The sequence below is a fragment of the Erythrobacter sp. CCH5-A1 genome (assembly GCF_001557115.1).
GTDB lineage: Bacteria > Pseudomonadota > Alphaproteobacteria > Sphingomonadales > Sphingomonadaceae > Erythrobacter.
Genome location: NZ_LSKQ01000016.1, coordinates 1 through 10,314, shown reverse-complemented (window position 1 = coordinate 10,314; position 10,314 = coordinate 1). Strand labels below are relative to the sequence as shown.

The window sequence follows — 10,314 nt, the reverse complement described above, 5'->3', positions numbered from 1 at the left end:
CCCATCCCCAACCCTTCCCCGAGTGGAAGGGAGGAAAAAAGCAAGGACAAGTCCGTTATCAATGGTCGGCCCTAAATTTAGCGTCGGCTTCGAAGACCCAGAAACCTCGATCATCTTTGTAAAGCCCAGGAATGAGGTCACCGAGCTCTTTAAACATCGGCGTAAAGTAGTCGTCTGGCTTGTCTCGCATGTGTGACATTATCGCGAGCGCCAATCGTCGCCCCATTGGTGAATACGGTCGTGCATCAGGTCGTATTGCATAATCCGACCAAGTAGCTCGCTTCAGCATTCTGGACCGAACATGGTCGCAGCCATCTTCTGTCAGGCTCAATGCGCCGTCCGTATCCTCGCGTACGAGTCCCTGCGAAATAAGTTCTGCGACTGCTAATTGGTCAATCCCGATTGGTAAAAAGAAGGCCGCCCCCATTATAGAGGCAACACCAATGGGGTCGGGATGGGAATAATCCAGCTCTGCAAGAACCACATCTCGGGGATCAACCAAATCAGCGAAGTCTCTGTCAGAAAACTGCCATAAGTCGTCTAGGATACACGACATTACCCCAGCCCCCCCACGAACTTCTCGAACAGGTAGAAGCTGTCCTGCGGCCCCGGGCTCGCCTCGGGGTGATATTGCACCGCAAAGGCGCGCTTGCCCTTGATCGCGATCCCGCAATTCGTCCCGTCGAACAGCGAGACATGGGTCTGCTCCACCTCTTCCGGCAGGGTCGCCGCGTCCACCGCGAAACCGTGGTTCATCGAGGTGATTTCGACGAGACCGGAAGTCTCCCCCCAGCCCTCGCCGACGCGCTGCACGGGGTGGTTCGCGCCGCGGTGGCCCTGGTGCATCTTGATCGTCTTCGCTCCTGCCGCCAGCGCGAGCATCTGGTGGCCGAGGCAGATGCCGAACAGCGGCACTTCCGCGTCGAGCAGCGCCTTGATCACCGGCACGGCATATTCGCCGGTCGCCGCAGGGTCGCCCGGGCCGTTGGAGAGGAACACCCCGTCGGGCTTGAGCGCCATGACCTCGTCAAAGGACGTCTTGGCGGGCACCACCGTCACCCGCGCGCCAGCCTTCACGAGATTGCGGAAGATATTGTCCTTCGCGCCGTAGTCGATCGCCACCACGTGCGGCTTGGCGTCGAAGGCCGCGCGGCCATAGCCCTTGCCGAGGGTCCACGAGCCGCCCGCCCATTGCTCGCCGCCCTCGCGGGTGACGCGGATGGCGAGGTCCATGCCTTCGAGGCCCGGCCACTCGGCGGCGCGCTTCACCAGCGCCGGAATGTCGAACTTGCCGTCGGGCGCATGGGCGATCACCGCGTTGGGCGCGCCGCTCTGGCGGATGCGGCGGGTCAATGCGCGGGTGTCGATGCCGCTGAGGCCGATCTTGCCGTTCCTCACCATCCATTCGGTGAAGCGCTCGATCGAGCGGAAGTTGCTGGGCTCGGTGACATCCTCGCGCACCACGCAGCCGACCGCGCCTTCGACCTTGCTCTCGATATCCTCGCCGTTCGCGCCGACATTGCCGATATGCGGGAAGGTGAAGGTGACGATCTGCGCGGCGTAGGAGGGATCGGTCATCACCTCCTGGTAGCCGGTCATGGCGGTGTTGAAGCACACCTCGCCCACCGCCGAGCCCGCCGCGCCGAAGCCGCGGCCCCACAGCACCGTGCCATCGGCCAGAACGAGGACTCCCGTTGCGCCTGAGGGTTGCGCGCGAGAAGATGCGGGGTCGGCCATGGGGCGCTCCGTTACAGTTGATCCGGCGATGGTGCTAAGTTTTGCCCGCTAGGCCCCTCGCCCGCGCCCGTCAACCTAGGCGTGTGCCTCTATTTGGGTTAGGGGCGCGCACGATAAACCCCATCCACAGGAATGAGCCGAAAAAATGATCCGTGACGATATCAAGGCCGCCACCATTGCCGCGATGAAGGCGGGCGAGAAGGACCGCACCGCCGCGCTCCGCCAGATCAGCGCCAAGATCAAGGACCGCGACATCGAGGAGCGCACTGCCGCGCAGCCGGTCGCCGATGACGATGTTCTGGTGACGAGCGTGCTCCAGAAGATGGCCAAGCAGCGCCGCGAATCGATCGAGATGTATGACGCCGGCGGCCGCACGGAACTGGCCGCGGTCGAGCGGGCGGAGCTTGCCGTTATCGAGGAGTTTTTGCCGCAGATGATGGACGAGGCGGCGACCAAGGCCGCGATCGAGGCGATCAAGGCGGAATTGGGCGCGTCGAGCATGAAGGACATGGGCGCGGTGATGACCGAACTGCGCAATCGCCACGGCGCGGTGCTCGACGGGAAGCTCGCGAGCGGGCTGGTCAAAGCTGCTTTGAGCTAAGCCACAGACCCGTCCACAGCCCGCGCTTGAACCCTCGGGCTTTCGGGCGCACCTAAGCCCCATGGCCATCACCCCGCAATGGAAGGACGAGCTGCGTGCGCGGATCACGCTCTCGACGCTTGTCCAGCGCTCGGTGAAGCTGACGCGGGCGGGACGCGAGTGGAAGGGGTGCTGCCCGTTCCACGACGAGAAGACACCGAGCTTCTACGTCAACGACCAGAAGCAATTCTACCACTGCTTCGGCTGCGGCGCGCATGGCGATGCGATCAGCTGGATGGTGGACCAGCAGGGCCTGCAATTCATGGACGCGGTCAAGGAGCTGGCCGCGATGGCCGGGATGGAGGTCCCCGCCCCCGACCCGGTCATGGCGAAGAAGGCCGAAGCGCGCGCCAGCTTGATCGACGTGACCGAAGCGGCCCAGCGGTTCTTCGTCGAGGCGCTCGCCGGCCCTTCGGGCGCCGCCGCGCGCGAATATCTCCAGCGCCGCGGCTTCTCCCCGGCCATCATGCGCGAATTCGGCTTCGGCTGGGCCCCCGATGACAAGCAGGCCCTCCCCCGTGCCCTGTCGGGATTCGGCGAGGACATGCTGGAAGGCGCCGGAATGCGCGCCGCCAACGAACAGGGTGAGCGTTATGACCGCTTCCGGGGCCGCGTCATGCTGCCGATCCAGGACGCGCGGGGCCGCGTGATCGCCTTCGGGGGCCGCATCCTCGACAAGCGCGACGGGGTCGCGAAATACCTCAACTCTCCCGACACCGACCTCTTCGACAAGGGGCGCACGCTCTACAACCTCCACCGCGCCGCCCCTGCCGCGCGCCAGAGCGGGCGCGTGGTGGTGGTTGAGGGCTACATGGACGTGATCGCGCTGGCGAACGCGGGCATCAGGGACGCGGTCGCTCCGCTCGGCACGGCGCTCACCGAAATGCAGCTCGAACTGCTGTGGCGCATGGTCGAGGTGCCGGTGCTGTGCTTCGATGGCGATGCCGCAGGCCAGCGCGCGGCGATGCGGGCGATTGCGCGCGCGCTGCCGCTGCTGGCGCCGATGCGTTCATTGGGCATCGTCCGGCTGCCTGCCGGACTCGATCCCGACGACCTCGTCAAGGCGCAAGGGGCAAGCGCAATGGAGCAGCTCCTCGCCCAGCCCGCCCCGCTAATCGACACCTTGTGGGAGTTCGAGCGTGACGCCCAGCCCCTCGCCACGCCCGAGGCCAAGGCGGGCCTCAAGGCGCGGCTGATGGCCCATGTCGAGACCATCGCCGACCCTGAAATCAAGAGCCTCTACCGCCGTGAGCTCTCCGACCGTTTTTCGGACTTCGCCTATCCGCCACGGCCCCAGCGTGCCGCCCCTCAGGCGCGCCCGGCATTTGGCCAGCGCGGGCCGTGGCGCGGGGTTCCCATGCCTGCGCCGGGCCTCACCGATGCCGCGCGGGCGCAACTGTCGGGCCTCATGGCGGGCGGCCAGCGGGAGGGACTGTTGCAGGCCGTGCTGGCGGGTCTGGCGCGCTATCCCGGGCAGATCGCCCGCCACACAGAAGCGCTGATCGGCCTCGCCCGATTGCGCCCGGAGGCCGCGCCGGCCATCGAATCGCTCATCGCTCTTGCGGAAACGCTTGATTCGCACGACGCAACCGCCATATGCACAACCACGCAAGGTCAACCCGCCCCGTCGGCAGATATCCGCTACGCCTTTCTCGAAGAAGGCACCGATCCCGACGCTGCGTGCGAGGAACTGGCTGAAGCTGTGTCGCTGCTGGTCGAAAGGCCGGCGCTTGAGGCTGCGCTTGCGGCCACGATCGCGCGTTTCGACAGCGATCCGGAAGGATCGTTTGCCGAGCAGACGCGTTTGCGTGCACAGCTCATGGCAACCGAGGAACGATTGAAGGCCTTCGGGCGTCGCAAGGCGGCAGCGCCGGCGCAGCTCGCGGGCGACACGGATGACACCGCCTGACGCGGCGGACATGGGATCAACAGGCGGCGTTCTCACCGGATCGCCGCCCGGCAACGGATAGACACGGAAATTTATGGCCGAGAAGGAAGATGCCCCGCTGATCGATCTCAACGAGGCTTCGATCAAGAAGCTGATCAGCAAGGCGAAGAAGCGCGGCTACGTCACCTATGACGAACTCAATGAGGCGCTGCCCTCGGGCGAGATGAGCCCTGACCAGATCGAGGACATCCAGACCGCCTTGAGCGAGATGGGCGTGCAGATCGTCGAAAGCGACGAGGACGCCGAGGCCGAGGCCGAGGACCGCGAGGACGGCGACGCCGATGATGTGATCGTCGACGACGACGATGATGACGATGACAGCGAGAAGAAGGCTCCCAAGGACGCCCGCGCCGGTAACAAGAAGCTCGCCACGGGCGAACGCACCGATGATCCGGTGCGCATGTACCTGCGCGAGATGGGCGCGGTGGAACTGCTCAGCCGCGAGGGCGAGATCGCCATCGCCAAGCGCATCGAGGCCGGCCGCGACATGATGATCATCGGGCTGTGCGAAAGCCCGATCACCTTCCACGCGATCATCCAGTGGTCGGAAGCGCTCAACAACGGCGACATGCAGCTGCGCGAGATCCTCGATCTCGACGCGATGCTCTCCAAGGAGCCGCCGGCCGAGAAAATGGCTGACGGCGCCGAGGATGACGACGACGACGAGATCTCCGAAGCCACCGCCGGCCCGACCATCCGCGAGGACGACGAGGTCGAGGACGAGCCCGAAGCGGACGCCGACGAGGACGAGGACGGCGAGCCCCGCCAGAAGCGCGAAGAGGAAGAGGAGGAGGACAACACCCTCTCCCTCGCCCAGATGGAAGCCGCGCTGAAGCCCGAGGCGCTCGAGCGTTTCGCGCGGATCACCACGCTGTTCAATGCCTTCGAGAAGCTCCAGGCCGAGCGGGTCGATACGCTTGCCGCCGGCAATGCCTTCCCGGCGGCCAAGGAAGCCAAGTACGAACAGCTGCGCGAAGACCTCACCGCCGAGGTCGAAAGCGTCCAGTTCCACGCGACCAAGATCGAATTCCTGGTCGACAACCTCTACGCCTTCAACCGCCGCCTGACCACGCTGGGCGGTCAGATGCTGCGTCTTGCCGAGCGGCACAAGGTCAAGCGCGCCGACTTCCTCACCGCCTATGTCGGCAACGAGTTGGACGACGCCTGGATCAGGGAACGCGCGAAGAAGGACAAGAAGTGGGCAGCCTTCCTCGAGCGCGAGGAAGACGCGATCGAGCGCATCCGCTCGGAAATCGCCGACATCGCCGCGCAGACCGGCATGAGCCTCACCGAGTTCCGCCGCATCGTCAACATGGTCCAGAAGGGCGAACGCGAGGCGCGCATCGCCAAGAAGGAAATGGTCGAGGCGAACCTGCGTCTGGTCATCAGCATCGCCAAGAAATACACCAACCGCGGCCTGCAATTCCTTGATCTCATTCAGGAAGGCAATATCGGGCTGATGAAGGCGGTCGACAAGTTCGAATACCGCCGCGGTTACAAGTTCAGCACTTACGCCACGTGGTGGATCCGGCAGGCGATCACGCGGAGCATCGCGGATCAGGCGCGCACCATCCGCATCCCGGTGCACATGATCGAAACGATCAACAAGCTGGTGCGCACGAGCCGCCAGTTCCTCCACGAGGAAGGCCGCGAGCCGACCCCCGAGGAAATGGCCGCGCGCCTCTCGATGCCGCTCGAGAAGGTGCGCAAGGTAATGAAGATCGCCAAGGAGCCGATCTCGCTCGAAACCCCCATCGGGGACGAGGAAGACAGCCACCTCGGCGATTTCATCGAGGACAAGAACGCGATCATCCCGGTCGATGCCGCGATTCAGGCGAACCTCAAGGAAACCGTCACCCGCGTGCTTGCATCGCTCACCCCGCGCGAGGAACGCGTGCTCCGCATGCGCTTCGGCATCGGGATGAACACCGATCACACGCTCGAGGAAGTCGGCCAGCAGTTCTCGGTCACGCGCGAGCGTATCCGGCAGATCGAGGCAAAAGCGCTGCGCAAGCTCAAGCACCCGTCGCGGTCGCGAAAGATGCGCAGCTTCCTTGATCAGTAAGACCCGGAAGGCCCCGCTTCGGCGGGGCTTTTCACGGGCGGCGCAGCGTCAACCCTTGCGATCGGGTAGCGGTTTGCGTTTCGTGGCGGCCAGCTCCTCGAGCTCCTTCTCGCTCATCGAATCGGCCATGCTCTTCGAAGCGCCCTTGAGCTTGCTCCTGGGCGTCTTGCCGCGCTTGGCGGAAAGCGCCGCGCCGGCGGCCTTTTGCTGGGCCTTGGATCTGGCTGGCATCCTACTCACTCCGTAATGGCAGCGCGACACTATAGGCGCCTGCGGGTGCGGGCGGCCCTAACCTCGGTAACGCACCTTATTCATGCGGTTTGGCGTGACCCTTGCCCCGCAGGAAACGATCGTCGATGTCCGCGATGATCTGCTCGCCCTGTGCGCCTTGCGCCCGCAGCAACGCATCGACCTTGGCCTCGAGACGGTCTCCGCTCTCTTTGGAAGCGGGCGAGCCTACGTAAAGAAAGTAGGCCAGCCCCACGACCTGCCACAGCAGTTGCAGGAACTCCGACTGCCAGTTCTCGAAAGTGTCGCGCAGCATTTCGTCGAGATAGCCCGCCACCTCGGCCGTCTGGCCATGCTGTGCTGCCGCATTGGCAAAGGCGCGCCACCCGAAGTACCAGTGCAGCACGAGGCTGACGAGGAAGAAGGCAACCGTCAGCCAGGCATAGAGATATTTGCGGAGCAGGCCCCAACGCTTGTCGGAAGGGGCAACTTGGTCACGTGCTGGCATAAAGCGGATCCGTCGCGACTGGGACCGGCACTCTATGCCGCCTGACCGATGCGACCCTAACCTGTGTCACCCGCTCAAGCCTTCGTCGAAAAGCCGCGCTCAAGGGGTGGAGATTCCCCTCCCCAGCGCCTATAGCCGCCCCATGCGCATCGCCATCGCCTCCGACCACGCCGCCGTGGAGCTGAAAGCCGAGCTTGCCGAATGGCTTGTCGAGGAAGGCCACGAGGTCGCCGACCTCGGCCCCGAACCTGGACAGAGCGTCGACTACCCCGATTACGGCTACCGCCTTGCCGAAATCCTTGCCGAGGGCACTGCCGAATTCGGCGTGGCGCTGTGCGGCTCGGGCATCGGCATCTCGATCAGCGTCAACCGCCACCCGCAGGTGCGCTGCGCACTGGTGTCAGAGCCGCTTTCCGCCGCCCTCGCGCGCGAACATAATGATGCCAATTGCATCGCAATGGGCGCGCGTCTCGTAGGGATCGAGATGGCGAAATCCTGCGTTGCGACCTTCCTCGACACAGAGTTCGCCGATGCCGGCGATCCGGCCGGGCGCCACCAGCGCCGGGTCGGCAAGCTTGGCAAGCCGCCCTTCCAGCCCGATCACATCGAGACCCACCAATGAGCACCGCCCCCCTCGACTTCGCCGCCCGCACCTCTCCCATGGACGGCTTCTGGCATAACGACCTGGCCCACGCCGATCCCGAGATCGCGGCCGCCATCGGCAAGGAACTCGCCCGCCAGCGCGACAAGATCGAGCTGATCGCCTCCGAGAACATCGCAAGCCGCGCAGTGCTGGAGGCCGCCGGGTCGGTGTTCACCAACAAGTATGCCGAAGGCTATCCGGGCAAGCGCTACTACGGCGGCTGCGACTATGCCGACGTGGTCGAAACCCTCGCCATCGAGCGCGCCAAGCAGCTGTTCGGGTGCAACTTTGCCAATGTGCAGCCCAACTCGGGCTCGCAGATGAACCAGGCGGTGTTCCTCGCGCTGCTCAATCCGGGCGACACCTTCATGGGGCTCGATCTCAATTCGGGCGGACACCTCACCCACGGCTCGCCCGTGAACATGAGCGGCAAGTGGTTTAACGTGGTGTCGTATGGCGTTAGCCGCGAGACCGAGACCATCGACATGGACGAGGTCGCCGCCAAGGCCCGCGAGCATAGCCCCAAGATCATCATCTGCGGCGGCACCGCCTACTCGCGCACCTGGGACTTCCCCGCCTTCCGCGCCATCGCCGACGAAGTGGGCGCGGTGCTGCTGTGCGACATGAGCCACATCTCCGGCCTCGTCGCGGGCGGCGCGCATACTTCGCCCTTCCCGCATTGCGACATCGTCACCTCGACCACCCACAAGTCGCTGCGTGGGCCCCGTTCGGGCATCATCCTGTGGAACGACGAGAAGTTCACCAAGCCCCTCAACATGGCGGTGTTCCCCGGCCTTCAGGGCGGCCCCTTGATGCACATCGTCGCGGCCAAGGCGGTGGCCTTCAAGGAAGCGCTCGATCCGTCGTTCCGCGACTATGCGCACCGCATCGTCGAGAACGCCCGCGCGCTGGCGGCAAGCCTTGAAGAGAACGGCCTCAGGATCGTCTCCGGCGGCACCGACAACCACTCGATGCTGGTCGACCTGACCGCTAAGGACGTGACTGGCAAGGATGCCGAGAAGGGCCTCGACCGCGCCTTCCTCACCTGCAACAAGAACGGCATCCCCTACGACACCCGCTCGCCCTTCGTGACCAGCGGCATTCGCTTGGGCACCCCCGCCGGCACCACCCGCGGCTTCGGCCCGGACGAGTTCCGCACTGTCGGCAAGCTCATCGCCGAAGTGGTTGAAGGGTTGGCCAAAAACGGCCCTGAGGGCGACGCGCAGATCGAAGAGAGTGTGCGCCAGCGGGTCAGCGCGCTGTGCGCGGCCTTCCCCGTCTATCCCGGAATGTAAGGAACCGCCGACATGAACGAACCGAACGGATCGCAGGACTGGGTCGAGGACGTGAAGACCGAAGTTACCGGAATGGCCAAGGAAGGCATCAACCACCCCTCGACCGCTCCGGTTCTGACGGGCGCGGCGATCGGTGCGGTCGCAGGGGCGCTGCTGCCGGTGATCTCCTGGCCGCTCGGCTTGATCGCCGGGGCGGGCTTCGCGCTGTATCAGAGGGTCAAGAAGTAACCTTCTGAATGCGCTGCCCCTTCTGCGCCCATGACGATACCCAGGTAAAGGATAGCCGCCCGACCGAGGACAATGCCTCGATCCGGCGCCGTCGCCAGTGCTCGTCCTGCGGGGCGCGCTTCACCACCTTCGAGCGGGTGCAATTGCGCGAGGTCGTGGTGGTGAAGTCGGGCGACCGGCGCGAGCCGTTCGAGCGCTCCAAGCTCGAACAGTCGATCTCGCTCGCCACCCGCAAGCGCTCGATCGATCAGGAACGGCTCGACCAGCTCATCAGCGGCATCCAGCGCCAGGTCGAAACCTCGGGCGAGGCCGAGGTTCCCTCCTCGCATATCGGCGAGTTGGTGATGGAGGGGCTGCGGCAGATCGATTCGGTCGCCTATATCCGCTTCGCCTCGGTCTACCGCGACTTCTCCGAAGCGCGAGATTTCGAAGAATTTGCCAGCACTGTCCAGCAAGCCGCGAAAGAATAGGCAGATTATGGCTGACCTGAACAAGCCGGTGATCGTGCTCGTGCGCCCGCAACTGGGCGAGAATATCGGCAAGGCGGCGCGCGCGATGCTCAATTTCGGGCTGACCGAAATGCGCCTCGTGGCCCCACGCGATGGCTGGCCCAACCCGTCTGCGGGCCCAGCGGCAGCAGGCGCGGACATCGTGCTCGAGCAAGCGAGGGTCTATGCCACCACTGCCGAGGCGGTGGCCGACTGCGCGCATGTCCACGCGACAACCGTGAGGAAGCGCGGCGTGACCAAGCCGGTGATCGGTGCGGACGAGGCCGGGCGGCAGGTCCACACCCTCCCCGGCCGCCACGCGATCATCTTCGGGCCTGAGCGGTCCGGGCTCGAGACCGAGGACGTGGCGCTCGCCCGCAATATCCTCACGGTGCCCATCAACCCCGAATTCGGCTCGCTCAACCTCGCGCAGGCGGTGATCCTTGTGGCCTATGAATGGTCGCGGATCGGTCGCGAGATCGCGGATGGGGGAGAGGCGCTGGTCCAGCCCACGCTCGAGGACACCCTCCCCCC

General features: G+C 65.0%; 12 protein-coding genes. 8 read left to right on the top strand and 4 right to left on the bottom strand.

From position 1 onward, the window contains the following. Positions 1-58 precede the first annotated feature (58 nt). Together AX708_RS20190 and carA are read right to left on the bottom strand one after the other, a co-directional pair. On the bottom strand, positions 59-556 hold the full coding sequence (locus tag AX708_RS20190; protein WP_156443344.1) for a hypothetical protein: 498 nt from the start codon (positions 554-556) through the stop codon (positions 59-61). Beyond that, positions 556-1,737: a glutamine-hydrolyzing carbamoyl-phosphate synthase small subunit gene (gene carA, locus AX708_RS01060; RefSeq protein ID WP_066528218.1), complete on the bottom strand. Its 1,182-nt coding sequence runs from the start codon at positions 1,735-1,737 to the stop codon at positions 556-558. The genes AX708_RS20190 and carA overlap by 1 nt, the downstream gene beginning before the upstream one ends. A gap of 145 nt (positions 1,738-1,882) precedes the next feature. Here carA and AX708_RS01055 point away from each other — a divergent pair, with 145 nt between their 5' ends. The 3 genes from AX708_RS01055 to rpoD all read left to right on the top strand — a co-directional run bounded on the left by AX708_RS01055 (position 1,883) and on the right by rpoD (position 6,390). Next, complete coding sequence (locus tag AX708_RS01055) at positions 1,883-2,338, top strand: GatB/YqeY domain-containing protein (RefSeq protein ID WP_066528216.1); 456 nt, start codon at positions 1,883-1,885, stop codon at positions 2,336-2,338. Positions 2,339-2,399: 61 nt separating this feature from the next. Next, a complete protein-coding gene (gene dnaG / locus AX708_RS01050) occupies positions 2,400-4,286 on the top strand; it encodes a DNA primase (protein ID WP_066528215.1) in 1,887 nt (628 codons plus the stop codon). A 73-nt stretch (positions 4,287-4,359) separates the two neighbouring features. Continuing rightward, the gene (gene rpoD / locus AX708_RS01045) at positions 4,360-6,390 is read left to right on the top strand and encodes an RNA polymerase sigma factor RpoD (protein WP_066528212.1); all 2,031 of its coding nucleotides are present in this window, start codon (positions 4,360-4,362) and stop codon (positions 6,388-6,390) included. 48 nt (positions 6,391-6,438) lie between these two features. Here rpoD and AX708_RS01040 read toward each other — a convergent pair whose 3' ends face one another. Continuing rightward, complete coding sequence (locus AX708_RS01040) at positions 6,439-6,621, bottom strand: DUF3008 family protein (protein WP_066528210.1); 183 nt, start codon at positions 6,619-6,621, stop codon at positions 6,439-6,441. A 76-nt stretch (positions 6,622-6,697) separates the two neighbouring features. Next, positions 6,698-7,126 (bottom strand): DUF6766 family protein, encoded by a 429-nt coding sequence (locus tag AX708_RS01035; protein ID WP_066528201.1) that lies wholly within the window; start codon positions 7,124-7,126, stop codon positions 6,698-6,700. A gap of 142 nt (positions 7,127-7,268) precedes the next feature. Here AX708_RS01035 and AX708_RS01030 point away from each other — a divergent pair, with 142 nt between their 5' ends. The 5 genes from AX708_RS01030 to AX708_RS01010 all read left to right on the top strand — a co-directional run. Then, entirely contained in the window at positions 7,269-7,748 is a 480-nt protein-coding gene (locus AX708_RS01030; RefSeq protein WP_066528198.1) for an RpiB/LacA/LacB family sugar-phosphate isomerase, read from the top strand. Next, positions 7,745-9,064 (top strand): serine hydroxymethyltransferase, encoded by a 1,320-nt coding sequence (glyA, locus tag AX708_RS01025; protein ID WP_066528196.1) that lies wholly within the window; start codon positions 7,745-7,747, stop codon positions 9,062-9,064. The genes AX708_RS01030 and glyA overlap by 4 nt, the downstream gene beginning before the upstream one ends. Positions 9,065-9,076: 12 nt before the next feature. Then, positions 9,077-9,292, top strand: coding sequence for a hypothetical protein (locus AX708_RS01020; protein WP_066528192.1), 216 nt, complete (start codon positions 9,077-9,079; stop codon positions 9,290-9,292). A gap of 8 nt (positions 9,293-9,300) precedes the next feature. After that, positions 9,301-9,762, top strand: coding sequence for a transcriptional regulator NrdR (gene nrdR, locus AX708_RS01015; RefSeq protein ID WP_066528190.1), 462 nt, complete (start codon positions 9,301-9,303; stop codon positions 9,760-9,762). A 7-nt stretch (positions 9,763-9,769) separates the two neighbouring features. Beyond that, on the top strand, positions 9,770-10,314 hold a 545-nt coding region (locus tag AX708_RS01010), incomplete at its 3' end, for an RNA methyltransferase (protein ID WP_067489172.1).

Coding starts and splice junctions, on each gene's coding strand:
- AX708_RS01035 (WP_066528201.1), bottom strand. CDS start 7,126: ATGCCAGCACGTGACCAAGTTGCCCCTTCCGACAAGCGTTGGGGCCTG.
- AX708_RS01040 (WP_066528210.1), bottom strand. CDS start 6,621: ATGCCAGCCAGATCCAAGGCCCAGCAAAAGGCCGCCGGCGCGGCGCTT.
- dnaG (WP_066528215.1), top strand. CDS start 2,400: ATGGCCATCACCCCGCAATGGAAGGACGAGCTGCGTGCGCGGATCACG.
- carA (WP_066528218.1), bottom strand. CDS start 1,737: ATGGCCGACCCCGCATCTTCTCGCGCGCAACCCTCAGGCGCAACGGGA.
- rpoD (WP_066528212.1), top strand. CDS start 4,360: ATGGCCGAGAAGGAAGATGCCCCGCTGATCGATCTCAACGAGGCTTCG.
- AX708_RS01030 (WP_066528198.1), top strand. CDS start 7,269: ATGCGCATCGCCATCGCCTCCGACCACGCCGCCGTGGAGCTGAAAGCC.
- glyA (WP_066528196.1), top strand. CDS start 7,745: ATGAGCACCGCCCCCCTCGACTTCGCCGCCCGCACCTCTCCCATGGAC.
- AX708_RS01055 (WP_066528216.1), top strand. CDS start 1,883: ATGATCCGTGACGATATCAAGGCCGCCACCATTGCCGCGATGAAGGCG.
- AX708_RS01020 (WP_066528192.1), top strand. CDS start 9,077: ATGAACGAACCGAACGGATCGCAGGACTGGGTCGAGGACGTGAAGACC.
- AX708_RS20190 (WP_156443344.1), bottom strand. CDS start 556: ATGTCGTGTATCCTAGACGACTTATGGCAGTTTTCTGACAGAGACTTC.
- nrdR (WP_066528190.1), top strand. CDS start 9,301: ATGCGCTGCCCCTTCTGCGCCCATGACGATACCCAGGTAAAGGATAGC.